The following is a 17742-nucleotide window of genomic DNA, read 5'->3' as shown; positions in this document are numbered from 1 at the left end:
TTCCAGCGGGGATTCAGCCTGGCGCCTGGGAAGGCCAAGCTCCGCGGAGCTCTTCTGAGGCAAAGCGATTTTCCCGATTTTCGGCCCGTTTTCTCCCCATTTTTGAACAATTTTGGGCGCAAAATCATTGTGACCAAGCAAATCGATTATTGCTAAACCTCCGCAACAACGCGATGATGTGACGATTCAATGAAGCCGGTTGCTGTGCACTGGTCCCGCTGTCGTAAGGCCCGCAACAGCATCTCAGCATATGGCCGGAAGTGTTCATGAATGCGGAGGTTGCGCCAGCCTTGAAAAGGCATCTTCCGCACTCCACTTTCAGGTGGAAAATGTGACAACCGGGAGTGCTGCTGAGGCTCCCGGGAACGGGCCCGAAATCGGGACGGAAAGGAATTGAATATGACGAATAAAACGTCTCCGGCGACCGAAAGCGCGACCTATCCGGTTCTGCCGCTGCGCGACATTGTGGTCTTCCCCCACATGATCGTGCCGCTCTTCGTCGGCCGCGAAAAGTCGATCCGCGCGCTCGAAGAAGTGATGGGCACCGACAAGCAGATCATGCTGGCGACCCAGATCAATGCAACGGACGACGACCCGGAGCCCTCTGCGATCTACCAGGTCGGAACGATCGCCAACGTGCTGCAATTGCTGAAGCTCCCCGACGGCACCGTTAAGGTTCTCGTCGAAGGGCGCGCTCGCGCGCAGATCGATCGGTATACCCAGCGCGACGATTTCTACGAGGCAGTGGCGCATGCGCTGAGTGAACCGGAGGAGGACCCGGTCGAGATCGAGGCGCTGAGCCGCTCGGTGGTGTCCGAATTCGAAAGCTACGTAAAGCTCAACAAAAAGATCTCCCCTGAGGTCGTAGGCGTCGCGAGCCAGATCGAGGATTACTCCAAGCTCGCCGATACGGTCGCCTCGCACTTGTCGATCAAGATCGTCGAGAAGCAGGAGATGCTGGAAACGACCAGCGTCAAGATGCGGCTCGAAAAGGCTCTCGGCTTCATGGAGGGCGAGATCTCGGTCCTGCAGGTCGAGAAGCGCATCCGCTCGCGCGTCAAGCGCCAGATGGAGAAGACACAGCGCGAATACTATCTGAACGAGCAGATGAAGGCGATCCAGAAGGAGCTCGGCGACAGCGAGGACGGCCGCGACGAGATGGCTGAACTCGAGGAGCGCATCTCCAAGACGAAGCTTTCGAAGGAGGCTCGGGAAAAGGCTGACGCGGAGCTGAAGAAGCTGCGCCAGATGAGCCCGATGTCGGCGGAAGCCACGGTGGTACGCAACTATCTGGACTGGCTGCTGGGCTTGCCCTGGGGCAAGAAATCGAAGATCAAGACCGACCTCAATCATGCCGAGAAGGTACTCGACGCCGATCACTTCGGCTTGGACAAGGTCAAGGAACGCATCGTCGAGTATCTGGCCGTGCAGGCCCGTTCCGCGAAGATCAAAGGTCCGATCCTGTGCCTCGTCGGTCCCCCGGGCGTCGGTAAGACGTCGCTTGCCAAGTCGATCGCCAAGGCTACCGGCCGCGAATACATCCGCATGGCGCTTGGCGGCGTGCGCGACGAGGCCGAGATCCGCGGTCACCGCCGTACCTATATCGGCTCCATGCCGGGCAAGATCGTACAGTCGATGAAGAAGGCGAAGCGGTCCAATCCGCTCTTCCTGCTGGACGAGGTGGACAAGATGGGTCAGGACTTCCGTGGCGACCCGTCTTCGGCGCTTCTGGAGGTGCTCGATCCGGAACAGAACTCGACCTTCATGGATCACTATCTCGAGGTCGAATACGACCTGTCGAACGTGATGTTCATCACCACGGCGAACACGCTGAACATTCCGGCGCCGCTAATGGACCGCATGGAAGTCATCCGGATTGCCGGCTACACCGAAGAGGAAAAGCTTGAGATTGCCAAGCGGCACCTGCTGCCCAAGGCGATCCGCGACCACGCGCTGCAGCCGAATGAGTTCTCCGTGACCGATAGCGCGCTGATGGCCGTGATCCAGACATACACGCGTGAGGCAGGCGTTCGCAACTTCGAACGTGAGCTGATGAAGCTCGCGCGAAAGGCGGTTACCGAGATCCTCAAGGGCAATGCCAAGAAGGTCGAAGTGACGGCGGAGAACGTCCACGACTACCTGGGCGTGCCGCGCTTCCGCCACGGCGAAGCGGAGCGCGATGACCAGATCGGCGTCGTGACCGGCCTCGCCTGGACCGAGGTCGGCGGCGAACTGCTGACGATCGAAGGCGTGATGATGCCCGGCAAGGGGCGCATGACCGTGACCGGCAACCTGCGCGATGTGATGAAGGAATCGATTTCGGCGGCGGCATCCTATGTCCGCTCGCGGGCGATCGATTTCGGCATTGAGCCGCCGCAGTTCGACAAGCGCGACATCCACGTGCACGTGCCCGAAGGCGCGACGCCGAAGGATGGTCCGTCGGCTGGCGTTGCCATGGCAACCGCGATCGTGTCGGTGATGACCGGCATCCCGATCTCCAAGGATGTGGCGATGACCGGTGAGATCACGCTGCGTGGCCGCGTTCTGCCGATCGGCGGTTTGAAGGAGAAGCTCTTGGCGGCTCTGCGCGGCGGCATCAAGAAGGTGCTCATCCCCGAGGAGAACGCCAAGGATCTCGCTGAGATCCCGGACAACGTCAAGAACAGCCTCGAAATCATTCCGGTCTCGCGGATGGGCGAGGTGCTCGAACACGCTCTGACGCGCCGTCCCGAGCCGATCGAGTGGGATGCCGCAAGCGAGGCAGCTGCCATCGCGTCTGTCGATTCGCAGGACGAGGCGGGTGCATCGATCGCCCACTGACGGTGCCAATATGGGCATGGGACTGTGTCCCGCTTGCGCAGTCTGACCAAAAAATCAAAAAAGACCGGCATTTCGCCGGTCTTTTTTGTTGTAAAGCAGCTTGCGAGCCTTGCAATCAAAGGGATTAGGCGCAATTGGGAATGGCAAGACGCGGGTGATGCTCATGCCGCCCCGGCTTAAGAAGACAGTCGTTTCGAACCAGTATGAAAGGGGTGGAAACATGAACAAAAATGAGCTCGTGGCTGCCGTTGCCGAAAAGGCCGGACTTTCCAAGTCTGATGCGTCCTCTGCAGTAGATGCAGTTTTTGAGACCATCCAGGGCGAACTGAAGAACGGTGGTGATATTCGCCTCGTCGGCTTCGGCAACTTCTCCGTGACCCGCCGCGAAGCCAGCAAGGGCCGCAACCCGTCGACGGGCGCGGAAGTTGACATCCCGGCCCGCAACGTGCCGAAGTTCACGGCCGGCAAGGGCCTCAAGGACGCCGTCAACTAATCGGGCGTTCCGGCCGACGGGAACCTGCGATCGCCGGTCGGCACTCCGCGCGGTGGCCGCGGTTTGCAGGCCCTGAAACAGGTTCATGTTTCATCCGCCGCTTGCGCCTATCTCTGGGAGCGCTGCAGCAGCTTGTTTGAGGCCCGGCCCCGCCGGGCCTCTTTTCATTTCTCCGCCGCTGTCATCGGACTGTTACAGGGCGGTTGCAAATACCTCCCATCCGGGGCTTCAGGCAACCGGCTGATTCCGGGTGCCAGAGCGGCGCGAACGCCGCGACAAGGAGGGAGAAATGAAGGCATTTTCGATCACCGCAGCATTGGCCGCAGCACTTGCGGCATCGACGGCGTCCAGCGTTCGGGCCGAACAGGTTTTCAACCGCATCGCATCCTTCGCCGTCGCCGACAATCTGCCCGAGGGCGCAGACCGCAAAGCGGCAACTTCTGCCGAAATCATCGCGGCGAGCGAGGACGGCAGGACGCTCGTCTATACCGATAGCCCTGGCAAGCGCATCGGCTTTATCGACATCACCGATGCGAGGGCGCCTGCGGCCGGCGGCACCGTGTCCTTCGAAGGCGAGCCCACGTCGGTCGCGATCGCGGGCGCCAAGGCGCTGGTGGCAATCAACACGCGCGAAAGCTTCACCAAGCCCTCCGGTCAGCTTGCCATGGTTGATATCGCCACCAGGAATGTAGACGCCACCTGCGATCTTGGCGGGCAGCCAGACTCGGTGGCGATCAACAAAGAGAGGACTCTCGCCGCGATCGCCATCGAGAACGAGCGCGACGAAGACGTCAATGACGGCAAGATCCCGCAGCTGCCGGCGGGCGATCTCGTCATCCTCTCGCTGAAGGACGGCATCGCCGATTGCGCGTCGATCAAGCGTGTGGCGCTGACGGGCCTGCCCGAAGTTGCGGGTGACGATCCCGAGCCCGAATTCGTTGCCTTCAACGGCAAGGACGAAATCGCACTGACACTCCAGGAGAACAACCACATCGTTGTCATCGACGGAAAGTCCGCCGCGGTGAAGACGCATTTCTCCGCCGGAACGGTCGATCTCAAGGGCATCGACACCAAGCGTGACGGCGCGATTTCCTTCGCCGGCGAGCAGGCTGGCCGCAAGCGTGAGCCGGACGCGGTGAAGTGGCTCGATGACGAACGGCTCGTGGTCGCCAACGAGGGTGATTATGAGGGCGGCGCCCGCGGCTTCACGATCTTCGACAAGACCGGCCGGATTCTCTTCGAATCGGGGCCGAGCTTCGAACATGCGGTCGCAGCGATCGGCCACTATACGGAGAAGAGATCGTCGGCCAAGGGCGTCGAGCCGGAAGGACTCGAGGCGGCGCGTTTCGGCGACGACAATCTCTTCTTCGTTCTTTCGGAGCGCGCTTCGGTTGTCGGTGTCTACAGGGATACCGGCGCCGACCCGAAACTGCTTCAGCTGCTGCCCTCCGGCATCTCGCCCGAGGGTGCCGTCGCCATTGCCGACCGCAATCTGCTGGCGACCGCGAACGAGGTCGATCTCATCGAGGACGGTGGTGCGCGCTCGCACGTCATGATCTACGAGCGCGGGGAAGGGGAGGCAGCCTATCCGCAGATCCGCTCGGCTGAAAAGGATGGCCTGCCGATCGGTTTTGGCGCACTATCTGGCCTTGCCGCGATCGCGGAAAAGCCGGGCTTCCTGCGCGCGGTCAACGATTCCTTCTTCTCGTCGCAGCCGGTGATTTTCACGATCGACGCGACGCAGAAGCCGGCGTTGATCACGGAAGCGCTGCCGATCACCCGCGACGGCGCGCCTGCCCAGAAGCTCGACATCGAAGGCATCGCCAATGATGGCGAGGGTGGCTTCTGGCTCGCCTCCGAAGGCAATTCGGACAAGCTCTACAGCCATGCGCTTCTCCACGTGAACGAGAAGGGCGAGATCAAGCAGGAGATCGCACTTCCGGCGGAACTCAGCGCCAACGAAATCCGCTTCGGTTTCGAAGGCGTCACGACCGTCGGCGAGGGTGAAGACCTCACGCTCTGGATGGCTGTACAGCGCGAATGGAAGGACGACGAGAAGGGTTTCGTCAAGCTCGTCTCCTACAAGCCGGCAACCGAGGAATGGGGTGCTGTCCGCTACCGGCTCGACAAATCCGAGGAAGGCTGGGTCGGTCTCTCGGAGATCTCCGTCCACGGCGACTATGCCTATGTCGTCGAACGCGACAACCTGATCGGCGCGGCGGCAAAGATCAAGAAGCTCTATCGCGTCGCCCTTGCCGACCTGAAGCCCGCCGCGCTCGGCGGCGAACTGCCGGTCGTGAAGAAGGAAGAGGTTCGCGATCTCATTCCGGAGCTGAAGGCACTGAACGGCTATGTGGTCGACAAGGTGGAGGGCTTCACGGTCGATGCGGCCGGTAGCGGCTACATCGTCACCGACAATGACGGCGTCGACGACTCCTCCGGCGAAACCCTGTTCTTCTCCATCGGTGCCATCGACGCGATGTAAGCGTACGGATACTGCATGTCCCCTTAAATCGACCTCGATTTAAGGGGACAAAGGCATGCAGCGATTTCAAGTGCTACGGCGATCTTTGCGCGTCGGATAAGACGCGCGGCGCTGTAGGCGAAGCGAAGAGGCCGGGGCATGACGTCCTGGCCTCTTTCCTATTGCGAGACAGCCAGCCTTCACACAGCCTTCACTTGGCGGCGGCGATCTCCTCTTCCGCCGCCTGCTTGCGTTTGCGGATTTCGTCTGTCTTCTCCACGAGCTTGCCGACGATGTCGTAGAGCTGGTCGAGTTGGTTGTCGTCCAGCGCCGAGAAGATTTCCTCCAGAAGCTGCTTGCGCGGATGCTCTGCCGCCTCGAGCACGGCGCGGCCGGTGTCGGTAATCGACACGATCTTAGCGCGGCGGTCTTCCGGGTCGGGCTTACGCATGACGAGCCGATCGCGCTCCAGGCCGTCGATCGCCTCGGTGACCGTTCGCGGCGCGAAATTCAGGGCGCAGGCGATATCAGTGGATCGACAGGGGCCGAGCTTGCTCAGGAAGAACAGGAACTTGCTTCGGGCAAGCGAGACGCCTTCCTCGGTCATGGACTCATTAACCAGACGATGAACGCGATGGTAGAGCTCGAACAGTTTTTCGGAAACTTCCAGTGTCTTCTTCATGACCATGGTGGCGGTATGTTGAGGGCGCATGTCAAATGGCAGTAACCCTATTGATAGTTACAATCGCCATGTTTGTCGACCAAAACCACCTAATTCTTAAGGAGCGCGCTCGCGGGACGAAAAAGAAACGGCCCCGAACGGGGGCCGTTGATCTTCCGACACTGGTGAATTGCCGCTTCATGCGGCGTAACGCGACCCCGTCGTGGTGCCATGGCCATGGTCGCCATAGGTCCGATCCGACGTTTCGGTGAGGCTGAAGCCGCAGATCAGCTCTCGCAGGCGGGTGGCTTCCTGCGCGAGCGTCGCGCTTGCTGCATTGGCCTCCTCCACCATGGCGGCGTTCTGCTGCGTGACCTGATCCATCTGGTTGACCGCCATGTTCACTTCGGAAAGTCCGGCGGACTGCTCCTGTGCCGAGACGGCGATTGCGTCCATATGCCCGTTGATTTCGACGATGAGGCCTTCGATGGTGCGAAGGGCTTCGCCGGTTTCGCGCACGAGCTTGACGCCGCTTTCGACTTCGCTTGCCGAGTTGCGGATCAACTCCTTGATTTCCTTGGCCGCCTTTGCAGAGCGTTGGGCGAGTTCGCGTACTTCCTGTGCAACGACCGCAAAGCCCTTGCCGGCCTCGCCCGCGCGCGCCGCCTCGACGCCTGCATTGAGCGCGAGAAGGTTCGTCTGGAAAGCGATCTCGTCGATGACGCCGATGATGTTCGAGATCTGATTGGAGGAACGCTCGATACGACCCATGGCGTCGATTGCGCCGGAGACGATCGCGCCGGACTTGCGCGCGCTGTCGTTTGCTTGGCTGGCGATGCCGCGTGCCTCGTTCGTACGTTTGGACGAGTTGGCGACGTTGACGGTGATCTGGTCGAGTGCGGCCGCCGTTTCCTCGAGTGAGGCCGCCTGCTGTTCCGTGCGGCGCGACAGATCGTCGGCACTCTGGCTGACTTCCCGCGCGCCGCCATCGATGCTTGTCGAGCTCGCGGATACGGCTGCCAGCGTCGCGGCAAGTTGTGCAACGGCCTGGTTCAGGTCGTGCCTGAGTTGCTCGAAATCCGGCGCGAAGGGCTCATCAAGCTGAAATGCCAGATCGCCGGCCGCGAGCCGCCGCAAACCGGCTGCAAGGCCGGCTGTCGCCTCCTGGAGGCGCAGCTGCGCCGCTGCCTCGGCGTCGCGCGTCACTCTTTGGCGTTCGGCTTCAGCCTCGGCGCGCTGGAGGCCCGCTTCTTCCTCGAGCTGGTGATTGGCGATCGCCGCCTGGCGGAAGACCTCGACGGCTCGTGCCATTTCGCCGATTTCGTCCTTGCGGTTGCCGTAGGGGATATTGCTTGCCGTGTCGCCTTCCGCGAGCTTCGCCATGGAACGGGTAATGACCTGGATCGGACGGGCGATGCCGCGAACGGCATAGGCGATCGCCCCGAGAACGATCAGCGCCGCAAACCCGATGACGATGGAGTCGATCGTCACGATTTGCTTGTGAGTCGCGTCGCTCTCGGCAACGGCAGTGTCGGCACCGGCGAGATTGAGGTTGAGCAATTCATCAATGGCCGCGTCGACCTTTTCGCCTTCGGCCCGCATATCGACCTTGTAGATGTGCTGGGCCTTCATGTTCTGGAGGTCGTTCGAGTATTTCAGCATCCCGTCGGCGACCGCAAGATAGGACTTGTAGGCAGCCTGCATCTTATCGAGCGCGGCCTTGTCCGCATCGGAGGTCGCGAGAGCGGCGTATTCACCGACGAGCTTGTCGAAACTGCGGACGGTCTCTCCGATCGCTTTTTCCGCTCCTTTCTTTTCAAAGGGCGTGAGCGAGATCAGGTGCCGCGCAAAGGCAGTCCGCGTGTTCGAGAGTTCCGTGTCGAGCGCGCGCACCAGCGAGACGCGCGGCAGCCAGCTCTTGGCAATTTCGCTGTTTCGCTCATTCATCATTCGCACGCCGTTGACGGAGGCGGCGGCAAGTGCGGCGACGATCAGTGTCACCAGGACAAAAAGCGCGATCAGCGTGTGCGATATTTTCAGGCGGGACATGTCTCACTCCGGAATGGTCCGCGAAAGATGGGTGGTCCGGCTCTTGATCATCATGACCGAGCGGCGGCCGGGCAGGAATCATTCCCGTAGGGACGCGTCGAGGCGTTGAGGCGAAAGCTAGTGCGCGAGGCGTTACAAAAACGCTAATCAAGCGCGCCGGCGGAGCCCAGCGGCGCCCGCGCTCCGGGGCGGCCATGGTCATACTGCGGCTAACAGGGGGTAACCTTGCCGGCGCCATTGACGAGGGCGGCGGCTGCGGGCCATGGTCCGGCCATGCCCTTCCGATTTGTTCATACCGCCGACCTCCATCTCGATTCGCCCCTGCGCAGCCTGGCCCTCCGAAATGCAGAGCTTGCCGAGCTCGTGCGCAACGCGACCCGCAACGCCCTTGTGCGGATCATCGATCTCTGCCTCACCGAAGGTGTGGATGCGCTGTTGATCGCCGGCGATCTCTATGACGGCAGTCAAACTTCGATGAACACGGCGCTCTTCCTCGCGGGGGAGCTTCGCCGTCTCGACGAAGCGGGCATCCGCACCTTCATCATCCGCGGAAATCACGATGCCCAGTCGCAGGTGACGCGGGAGCTTACGTTGCCGCAGTCGGTGCATGTGTTTTCCGGGCGCGGCAAGCCGGTGCTCGCCAAGACGCTCGAGAACGGCAGGGCTGTCCACATCCATGGCATCAGCTTTGCCGAACCACATGCGCCGGAAAGCCTGCTGCCGCATTTCCATCCGCCGGTGTCAGACGCCATCAATGTCGGCATGCTGCATACGAGCCTTTCCGGCTCTTCCATCCATGATCCTTATGCGCCTTGCTCCGTGGCCGACCTGGAGCGGCACGGATTCGATTACTGGGCGCTTGGCCATATCCACCAGCGGCGGGTGCACAGCCAGACGCCTTGCATCGTCATGCCGGGAATGCCGCAGGGCCGCGACATCAACGAGGCGGGGGTGAAAGGCGTGACCCTCGTCACGATCGACCATGACGGCCACCTGACGCTGGCGGAGCGTGCTATCGGCGCCGCCGTGTTCGAGCGGCTGGAGGTCGACATGACCGGCATCGTCGACTGGCGCGGCTTGCTGGAGGCGGTAGGCAACCGCTTAGCGCGTCTTCGCCAAGGATTGTCGGCGGACAATCTGATAGTGCGGGTGAGCCTGACGGGAGCGACGCCGCTCGCATGGCGTCTCAGGCGGGATGCCGATCTCCTCGTGGCCGAGATTGCGAATGTCGCCGCAGCACTCGGTGACTGCTGGGTGGAGAAGGTCGAGAATCATTGCCGCGAGGGCAAGCACGAGAAAATCGGCAGCACGGCCGATCCGATGGGCGAGCTTTCAGTGCTCGTCGAAAAGGACGTGTTGTCGGCCTTCGGTTTTTGCGCAGAAATGAAATCCGTTGCCGAGGAGCTTCTGCAGCAATTGCCGGCTGAACTGCGTCCGTACTTCGCCACGGATGAGGGGGCGCTCGAGAGGCTGGTGCGCGATGCGGCCCTTGCGGGAAGCGTCGATGTGCTCTCGCATCTTCATTGGCGCGGTGCGGGAGAGGGCAGCGACTGATGCGCCTCAGTCGGCTCGACCTCGTCCGTTACGGTAAGTTCACCGAGCGGAGGCTCGATTTCGGTGGAGCACAGCCGGGGACGCGGGATTTTCACCTGGTCTACGGGCCGAACGAGGCGGGCAAGTCCACCCTGTTCTCCGGCTTTCTTGATCTTCTCTTCGGAATCGACCGCAAGAGCCCCTACGGTTTCCTGCATCCCTATCAGGCGATGCGGGTCGGCGGCATCATCGAAGCTGGCGGCCGCACCCATCATGCCTATCGCGTCAAGCGCAATGCCAACAGCCTGGTCGGCCCCGACGAACAGCCGCTGCCGGACAATCTCTTTTCGGCAGCGCTCGGCGCCGTCGATCGCGATACCTACCGGATGATGTTCTCGCTCGATGACGAGAGCATTGAGGAGGGCGGCGAGGCGATCCTCAACAGCGAGGGCGAGTTGGGCGCTCTCCTCTTTTCCGCAAGTTCCGGCCTGCCGGACAGCGCTGCGGTGCTCTCGAATCTCAGAGCGGAGGCGGATGCCTTCTTCCGGCCGCAGGCGCGGAAGCATCGGCTAGCGGAGCTGAAGACCGAGCTCGAGGCGTTGAAGGCCGAGCGAAAGGCGATAGACGTGAACGCGCGCGACTATGCCGTGCTGCGCAAGGCGCTCGTAAAGGCGCGTGAGCGCCACGACGCGGCGGCGAACGCCCGGGTGGAACTGCGCGCCGAACGTGACCGCCTGCGCGCCAAGCGCGACGCCCTGCCGCTGCTCGCGCGGCTTTGCGAGGCCCGTGCCGAGCTCGCAGGCCAGATGCCGCTGCCGGTACCGCCGGCAGACTGGTGGAGCGAGGTGCCGAGGCTGCGAAAACGCGACGCCGAGATCGCCGCCAGGCTCCTGCAGTTGAATGAGGAACTGGAACTCTGCCGCCGTGAGCTTGAGGCAGTGCCTCGCGACGGCGCGGCGCTTGCACTTGCGGAGCGCTTCGAGACGATCCGCCAGACGGCGCTCGATGCGCGGTACCAGACGGCCGCGCGCGACATGCCGTCTCGTCTCGACGAGCGGGCGAGGATCGTTGCCGAAATCGAAATCTGCCTCGCGCGCCTCGGTGAGGCGGGCAATCCTGATCCCGCCTCACTCCTGTTGCCGACGGCCCGCACCGCCCGGCTCCAGGAATTGGTCCGCCGTCATGCAAGCCTTGCCGAAAGGGTGACATCTGCGCGCGATGAGGTGGAGAGCGCAAGGGGCGAGCGGTTCCGGGCGGAACGTGAACTGGCCGGGCTGAACGACGGCGAGGCGGATCCAGGCCCGCTCATCGAGCGCTTGCATCTCTTGCGTCAGAACGACTGTCACCTGCGCCGCCAGACGGCCGCAAGAGAGAGCGAACGGTTCGAGGCGGGCCTCGCCGAAGCACTTGATGGCTTGCGGCCCTTTGCCGGCGATGTGGACGAGCTGTCGGCATTGCCCATTCCCGCCCCAGGCGTGGTCGAGGGGTGGCGGGCACAGGATGCCGCTCTCATGGAGCGGCGCTTGAGGCTTGATGATCGCATCAACGACGAAGGCGAGCGGCAGGCCGGAGACGAGGCGCGCTTGGCGCTGCTCGCGGCCGACGGCACCGTGATCGACGATGCCGCGGCACACGAACTGCGGCGGCAGCGCGATCTCGCCTGGCAAAGGCATCGCGCCAGCCTCGATGTGGCAACGGCATTGGCGTTCGAGGCGGCGTTGAAGGATGACGATACGGCCGCAGCGCTCCGCCTGGCGCGGGCGGAGCGGGTGGCCGAAATGCGCGGGCTGAGGCTTGCGATCGCCGAGCGGCATGCACGTCTAAAGGTCCTCCAAGCGCAGAGAGCGGCGCTCGCCGCGGAGCGGGAACAGTTGAGTGCGGCCGTGGCCGCTGCCGCAGGCGCATGCGGTTTACCTAGCGTCACGCTGTTATCGCAACTGGAAGCATGGCTTGCGGCACGGGCGATGGCGCTTCAACTGCGCTCCGATTTGCGCGCGGCCAGGCAGGCGCTGGAGAGTGCCGCCGCGGAAGAGATGGTCGCCGTGGGTGGCCTGCGCGACGCGTTGGAGTGCTTCGGCGTAGCCGACACGGTCCCCGATCGGCTCGACGAGATGCTGGTTGTTGCAGAACAGGTCGCCACGCGGGCACAAGCGGCTTCGGCTGCCCGTGGCGCCGCCATCGCCCAGCTTCGCCGCGCGTCGGAAGCCCTGGAGAGCCGCGAGGTCATGCTCGAGGCTGCCGAGGCGGCGGTCGCAGCCTGGCAGCAGGAGTGGGACGATGCGTTTGCCGGGACGTGGCTTGCGCTTCGGGGAGATCGCCCGCTGCCGCATGAGATCGGTCCGGTTCTCGCTGTCCTTCATGATTTCGACAAGCTGATGCAAAAGAAGGGCGAGCTCGATCATCGCATTGCCGGCATGCGCAAGGATCAGGCCGCTTTTGAAGAGGCGGTCGCGGACCTCGCCGCCGCCTTCGGCCAAGAGGTGGAGAGGGATCCACACGCACAGTTTGCTTTGTTGCGCGACCGCATCGCCGCTGCGGAGCGCGAGGAGCAGCGGCGCCTGGCCGCTCGCGGCAACATCCAGCGCCTCGAGGAAGGCCTGCGCTCGCTCCGCCATGAGGAGCGGATCGACGTCGCCCACCGGCAGACGATCTTTGATTTCTTCGGCTGCGAGACGCTCGAAGAAGCCGCTTCCTGCCTGGAGAGCGTTCGCGATCAGCAGCGGTTGCGGCTAAGATGCGCCGAACTCGAAGACGATCTGGTGACGCGCCTCGCCGTGGCAAAGGCCGCAGAGGCGGAAGCAATGCTTGCGGCACTGGATCCGACTGAACTCGACCTCGAGCTTGCGCGGCTGGAAGAGGAGATCGATGCAGCCGATCGCGACGTCAGCGAGTTGCATGCGGAGGTGCGGAATAAGGAGCGGAAGCTTGCCGAAGTCGAGGGAGGGGATAGGGCCGCCGAGCTCGAGCAACGGCAGCGAACACTTCTTCTGGAAATAGAGAGCAGGGCCGTCGACTATCTCCGGCTTCGCGCAGGCGTGGCTGCGGCGGAGCACGCGCTTCGGCTGTTTCGCGAGCGCCATCGCAGCGCCATGATGCAGCGCGCTTCGCTGACTTTCGCGCATATCAGCGGCGGGGAATATTCCGGTCTTTCGACGCAGGCCGACAAGGGACAGGAATTCCTTATCGCCAATACGGTCACCGGCGGTTCGAAGCTTGCCGCCGACCTCTCAAAAGGGACGCGCTTCCAACTCTATCTGGCGCTCAGGATCGCCGGCTATCACGAAGTGGCGGTGGCGCGTGAGACCTTGCCGTTCGTCGCCGATGACATCATGGAGACGTTCGACGACAACCGCGCCGGACGCGCCTTCGAACTGATGGCAGAGATGGCGCGTGTCGGACAGGTGATCTACCTGACGCACCACGAGCATCTTTGCGAAATCGCGCTCGACGCCTGCCCGGAGGTCAAGATTCACAGGCTGTGAGGAGGAGGACGGCATCCCCCGACCTGACGCCATACTGCTCCAGTTCGGCTCACTCAATGATTGGCGCGACGCCGAACAGCCACTCATGCAGCTTCCACACGAAGAGGCCATAAATGACCAGTCCGACGATTACCGCGATCACGTCGGACCGGCCGGACACGAGCACCGGGTTCTTCGCGAGCCCGGCCTCAAGCCGGCGACTTTCCGAAATGCGGTCCGCGACCGCCCAGAGGAGGAAACCACCGAAGAGGACGATCGAAGCCAGATCGCCATTGACGAGCAGGTGCGCGACAGCCCAGGTCTTCACTGCCGTCAGCGTCGGGTGCTTGACGGCGACCTTGATGCGCCCGGCCGGCAGCAGCGCCGCGACCAGAAGAATGCTGGCGGGGATCATCAGAAGCATCGCGACGCCGGCGAGTGCCGGCGTACCGGTGTAAACAACAGGGGCGGTCTGGCGAGCCTGGCCATAGCCCCAGATGACAAGTACGAAGCCCGCAATTGAGGCGAGCGAATAGATAGCCTTCCACGCCCGTTCGCCGCGTGCGGCGATTGTCCGGTCGCGGAAGCCAGGCGCTACGATGCGGATCGAATGCACCCCGAGAAAAACTATCACACCAATCACGAGCCAAGGCACCGTTTTCCCCTCCGCCAACAACCAGCCGAAGCATTGCAGACAGGCCGGCACCGCAATGGGTGGTCCACGGCCTCAGGACAAGACTATAACAGCTGAATTCAGCATAACGTGCACGCGAGCGTTTCAGATCGCGCCGTCGATTTGGTCGGCACACTCGATCGTCTTCCCGTTCACGGTGATCGTCAGGCTAGCATCGAGGCGCGCGCCTCGGGTGTCCAGCGTGACCGAGCCGAGCCTCGCGGGGTTTCCGGGGCCTGCGGTGAAGTCGCCGCCCTGGTCTATGTTGGAACGCCCGGATGCGCCGGAGCTGTTGACGCGCAATCGATAGGAGCCACTGACCGCCTTGTCGGCATGAACCACGCCTTCCAGGCTTGTCGTGCCGTTGGTCAAGTCGGCGCGGATTTCGCAGCGGACCGGCCCGGCCGCCGTACCGGCCTGGCCTGCGCCGATCGCGATGCCGGCCGCGCCGAGGCCGAAAAGCAGCAGCACCGTTCCTGCGGGGAAACGCGTACCCTTTCTGAACATCTCTCTTCTCCGTGATTGCCGGTGAGGGCCGCTGGATCAGTCTCCCTCGGCCCCCTGGATTCACCCTTTGCGCGTCCGCGGTGCTAGGCGCTGTGGGAGTGCTCGTGCTAGCGGCAGGCCTGGACAAACGCGGCGACATTGCCGCCGCCCTCCTGCTTCACATCGGCGCTGCAGCCTTTGCCGACCTGGACGCCGGCGGCGATGTTGCCGTGGCCGTCCTGGGTCACGATCGAGGTGTGGTTCGACCCGAACTGGCCGACGCCGGCATTATTCCGCCTGCCGCGCTGGTAGACATCGGCGGCGTTGTTGTAGCCATCCTGGCCTATTGCCACGAGATTGCGCCAGCCCTTCTGGTTGGCAATGGCATTGTTGGATCGGCCCCTCTGGTGGATGCCGATCCGGTTCTTGTAGCCGGTCTGGGCGCCGCCCGCAGAGTGCGCGAACCCGTACTGCTCGATGAAGACATCATTGGCCTTGGCCGGGACCGTCATAAAGCCAATGAGCGTAGCAATGGCACTGGTGATGAGGAACTTTTTCGTCATTTTCCGTCTCCTGGATTTGGCGAGTGGCACTGACGGTCTCTCTTTTAAGGAACCATCCTCGAACCCAGGCTGAACCGGACATTCAGCCGCAGTTCAGCGTTCCTTGCAGCGCGAATAGCGCCCGGCGTGGCGCTGCCCGCCTGTGCGGGGAGACGCGATGGCCGATCCTTGGAAAGACGAAAGAGGTCACCGTTTGGGGCGGTGGCACGGTGCCAAAGCTGACCGCACGGCGGCCGTGATCCGATCCTGCACCTCCTCGCTCAGATAGGCATGCATTGGCAGGCTTACCACCGCGGCGGCGAGCCGGTTGGATGCGGGCAGCCCATTCGGGGCAGTGGGAAAGTGCCTGTAAGCAGCTTGTTGATGCATCGGTGTTCGGTAGTAGACGGCCGTCGGAACGTCTGCCGCCGCGAGCGAGGCCTGGAACGCCCCTCGGTCGCATCGTGGCAGGCGCAGCGTATATTGTGCCCAGACCGAGGTCGCCCCCTCTCCGATGCTCGGCACGACGGCGCTGTCGCCCAGCTGTTCATTGTAACGCTTGGCGATCCGGTTGCGAGCCACGAGTTCATCCGGAAATATCTTTAGCTTCTCGATCAGAACTGCCGCCTGTATCGTGTCGAGGCGGCTGTTCATGCCGATCCGGACGTGGTCACCGTTATCAGTCCCGCGGCCATGCATGCGGAGCGAAAGGATGGTGTCCGCCAACTCCTCGTCATTTGTGAACACCGCACCGCCGTCGCCGTAGCAGCCCAGCGGTTTCGCCGGGAAGAAGCTGGTCGTGGTGGCAAGCCCGATCGAACCAATCGGGCGTCCCTTGTAACTTGCACCGAAAGCTTGAGCCGCATCACAGACCAGCCACAGGCCCTCCCGGGACGCGATTTCCTCAATATGGTTGTAATCGGCCGGCTGGCCGAAGAGATCGACCGCGATAATGCCGACCGGCTTGGTACCGCTGCGCTTGAGCATGGAGATCGACGACACAAGACTGGTCGCATCGAGATTGAAACTATCCTCGGCGACATCGACGAAGACCGGCGTCGCGCCAAGCCCGGCTATTGCTTCTGCCGTGGCCGCGAACGTGAAGGACGGACAGAGCACCGCGTCGCCAGCCTTCACATTCTGGGCTAACAGCACAAGAGACAAGGCATCGGTTCCGTTGCCGCAGGAAATCGCGTGCTTGACACCGCAGAATTCGGAGAGGTCCCGCTCGAGTTCCGCAACCTCCGGACCCATGACATACATGCCGTGATCGAGAACGCCGCGGATCGCCTCGTCGACTGCCCGCCCGAGGCGGCGGCGCTGCGCGCCGAGATCGTTGAAGGCTAGCTGCTCCGGCATTTTCGCTTCAGACATCCAAATGGTGGTGGCGAGCATTCACGCGTCCAGGAGTCGTCCGGAGGCCATGGCCCCGTTTCATCATGGCACTGGCTTCGGCCAGGACCTGCGTCACGCGCAATCCTTCCTCGCCATTCGTGATTGGCTCAGATCCCTGGACGATGCAGTTGATAAAATGCTGGCATTCGAGTTTGAGCGGCTCGTGTTGTTCTATCGTGAGAGGAACAGGTTCGGCCCGGATCGTCGCCGTTGCATTCTCTGCCACCTTCACAATGTGCGGGTATAGGAGCAGTTTGCGATCCCATTGCGCTCCATCGTCGAACACGACCATGGCTTCTGACCCGATTACCGTGAGGCGGTGTTCCTTGACTGGGTGCAGCCAGGACAGGTTGACTTGAGCCCGCTCCCCCGCCGGAAAGGCTAGATGTAGAGTGACGGTATCGGCTCTCCCCTGCCGCAGATGATACCCGCCGACGACGTGAAGCTCGGTCGGTTGCGAACCGACGAGAGCCAGAATGATGGAGACGTCATGCGGGCCGAGACACCAAAGCACGTCCTCCTCGGAACGGATTGCACCAAGGTTCTTGCGGTTGGCCTCTAGCCGCAGGAGACGGCCGATGCCACCGCTCGCGATTAAGGTCTGGAGCCGGGCGAAGGCGGGATGAAAGCGAAGTATATGTCCGATCATTAGCCGCAGGCCCGAACGCCGCGCCAGCGCCGCCAGCTCCTTGGCTTGCCTGAACTCAAGCGCGAGCGGCTTTTCGACAAAGACATGCTTTCCCGAAAGCAAGGCGCGTTTGGCAAGGTCGAAGTGCCGTGACGGTTGCGTCGCGATCGCCACCGCCTGAATCGAGGGCTCGACCAATATCTGTTCAAAGGTAAGGGCTTGGCCGCCATGCAGGGCAAGAATCTCGGCGACTGTTGCAGAGTGGTGATCGGCTACAGCGCCAAGGCAGTTCAATTCTGCAAAGCAGCGGACCAGGTTCTTGCCCCATGCTCCGCAGCCGATCACTGCAACCTGAAGACCGTCCGAGTTGCCCAGTCGGTCAAATAGGCTCGGATGTTCTTTCGAGTTTTCCAAATACCGGCCCTATCGCGTCTTCGAATGAACTTTCCCGATCGTGATGTCCGGCAGATACTGTCATTGCCAAGTGGCAGTTGAGCATCTCAACATTACAGCTCGTGACTGCAGCTATCCGTCGAT

General features: G+C 62.5%; 12 protein-coding genes. 5 read left to right on the top strand and 7 right to left on the bottom strand.

The window, feature by feature from the left end; all coding sequences use genetic code 11:
- The first annotated feature begins 399 nt into the window (after window positions 1-399).
- The 3 genes from lon (at window position 400) to J2Z31_RS06695 (ending at window position 5798) form a co-directional block, all read left to right on the top strand.
- Window positions 400-2820, top strand: a complete 2421-nt coding sequence (lon, locus tag J2Z31_RS06705) for an endopeptidase La (protein ID WP_209601145.1) — start codon at window positions 400-402, stop codon at window positions 2818-2820.
- Window positions 2821-3040: 220 nt separating this feature from the next.
- The gene (gene hupB, locus J2Z31_RS06700) at window positions 3041-3313 is read left to right on the top strand and encodes a DNA-binding protein HupB (RefSeq protein ID WP_234939330.1); all 273 of its coding nucleotides are present in this window, start codon (window positions 3041-3043) and stop codon (window positions 3311-3313) included.
- 289 nt (window positions 3314-3602) lie between these two features.
- Entirely contained in the window at window positions 3603-5798 is a 2196-nt protein-coding gene (locus J2Z31_RS06695) for an esterase-like activity of phytase family protein (RefSeq protein WP_209601144.1), read from the top strand.
- A 190-nt stretch (window positions 5799-5988) separates the two neighbouring features.
- Here J2Z31_RS06695 and J2Z31_RS06690 read toward each other — a convergent pair whose 3' ends face one another.
- A complete protein-coding gene (locus J2Z31_RS06690) occupies window positions 5989-6459 on the bottom strand; it encodes a MarR family winged helix-turn-helix transcriptional regulator (protein ID WP_209602254.1) in 471 nt (156 codons plus the stop codon).
- Between the two features lie 177 nt (window positions 6460-6636).
- Window positions 6637-8487, bottom strand: a complete 1851-nt coding sequence (locus J2Z31_RS06685; protein ID WP_209601143.1) for a HAMP domain-containing methyl-accepting chemotaxis protein — start codon at window positions 8485-8487, stop codon at window positions 6637-6639.
- A gap of 273 nt (window positions 8488-8760) precedes the next feature.
- On the opposite strand from J2Z31_RS06685, the gene J2Z31_RS06680 reads away from it, so the two are divergent.
- Both J2Z31_RS06680 and J2Z31_RS06675 read left to right on the top strand, forming a co-directional pair.
- Complete coding sequence (locus J2Z31_RS06680; protein ID WP_209602253.1) at window positions 8761-10041, top strand: metallophosphoesterase family protein; 1281 nt, start codon at window positions 8761-8763, stop codon at window positions 10039-10041.
- On the top strand, window positions 10041-13502 hold the full coding sequence (locus J2Z31_RS06675) for an AAA family ATPase (RefSeq protein WP_209601142.1): 3462 nt from the start codon (window positions 10041-10043) through the stop codon (window positions 13500-13502). Before J2Z31_RS06680 ends, J2Z31_RS06675 begins: the two co-directional genes overlap by 1 nt.
- Before the next feature lie 49 nt (window positions 13503-13551).
- On the opposite strand, the gene J2Z31_RS06670 is transcribed toward J2Z31_RS06675, so the two are convergent.
- The 5 genes from J2Z31_RS06670 to J2Z31_RS06650 form a co-directional block, all read right to left on the bottom strand.
- A complete protein-coding gene (locus tag J2Z31_RS06670) occupies window positions 13552-14136 on the bottom strand; it encodes an NnrU family protein (RefSeq protein WP_209601141.1) in 585 nt (194 codons plus the stop codon).
- Window positions 14137-14259: 123 nt separating this feature from the next.
- Window positions 14260-14661: a curli-like amyloid fiber formation chaperone CsgH gene (csgH, locus tag J2Z31_RS06665; protein ID WP_209601140.1), complete on the bottom strand. Its 402-nt coding sequence runs from the start codon at window positions 14659-14661 to the stop codon at window positions 14260-14262.
- A 107-nt stretch (window positions 14662-14768) separates the two neighbouring features.
- Window positions 14769-15203, bottom strand: a complete 435-nt coding sequence (locus tag J2Z31_RS06660; RefSeq protein ID WP_209601139.1) for a curlin — start codon at window positions 15201-15203, stop codon at window positions 14769-14771.
- Between the two features lie 186 nt (window positions 15204-15389).
- The gene (locus tag J2Z31_RS06655) at window positions 15390-16556 is read right to left on the bottom strand and encodes a DegT/DnrJ/EryC1/StrS family aminotransferase (protein ID WP_209602252.1); all 1167 of its coding nucleotides are present in this window, start codon (window positions 16554-16556) and stop codon (window positions 15390-15392) included.
- Entirely contained in the window at window positions 16549-17619 is a 1071-nt protein-coding gene (locus J2Z31_RS06650) for a Gfo/Idh/MocA family protein (protein ID WP_209601138.1), read from the bottom strand. Before J2Z31_RS06650 ends, J2Z31_RS06655 begins: the two co-directional genes overlap by 8 nt.
- Window positions 17620-17742 lie beyond the last annotated feature (123 nt).

Origin of the sequence: Sinorhizobium kostiense (genome assembly GCF_017874595.1) — a bacterium.
Taxonomy (GTDB): Bacteria; Pseudomonadota; Alphaproteobacteria; order Rhizobiales; family Rhizobiaceae; genus Sinorhizobium; species Sinorhizobium kostiense.
The sequence above is the reverse complement of the archived record's forward strand: the minus strand, read 5'-3'. Positions and strand labels throughout refer to the sequence as shown.

Bases quoted from the DNA above. Each gene is read 5' to 3' on its own strand.
- lon (WP_209601145.1), top strand. From the start codon at position 400: ATGACGAATAAAACGTCTCCGGCGACCGAAAGCGCGACCTATCCGGTT.
- hupB (WP_234939330.1), top strand. From the start codon at position 3,041: ATGAACAAAAATGAGCTCGTGGCTGCCGTTGCCGAAAAGGCCGGACTT.
- J2Z31_RS06695 (WP_209601144.1), top strand. From the start codon at position 3,603: ATGAAGGCATTTTCGATCACCGCAGCATTGGCCGCAGCACTTGCGGCA.
- J2Z31_RS06690 (WP_209602254.1), bottom strand. From the start codon at position 6,459: ATGAAGAAGACACTGGAAGTTTCCGAAAAACTGTTCGAGCTCTACCAT.
- J2Z31_RS06685 (WP_209601143.1), bottom strand. From the start codon at position 8,487: ATGTCCCGCCTGAAAATATCGCACACGCTGATCGCGCTTTTTGTCCTG.
- J2Z31_RS06680 (WP_209602253.1), top strand. From the start codon at position 8,761: ATGCCCTTCCGATTTGTTCATACCGCCGACCTCCATCTCGATTCGCCC.
- J2Z31_RS06675 (WP_209601142.1), top strand. From the start codon at position 10,041: ATGCGCCTCAGTCGGCTCGACCTCGTCCGTTACGGTAAGTTCACCGAG.
- csgH (WP_209601140.1), bottom strand. From the start codon at position 14,661: ATGTTCAGAAAGGGTACGCGTTTCCCCGCAGGAACGGTGCTGCTGCTT.
- J2Z31_RS06660 (WP_209601139.1), bottom strand. From the start codon at position 15,203: ATGACGAAAAAGTTCCTCATCACCAGTGCCATTGCTACGCTCATTGGC.
- J2Z31_RS06655 (WP_209602252.1), bottom strand. From the start codon at position 16,556: ATGTCTGAAGCGAAAATGCCGGAGCAGCTAGCCTTCAACGATCTCGGC.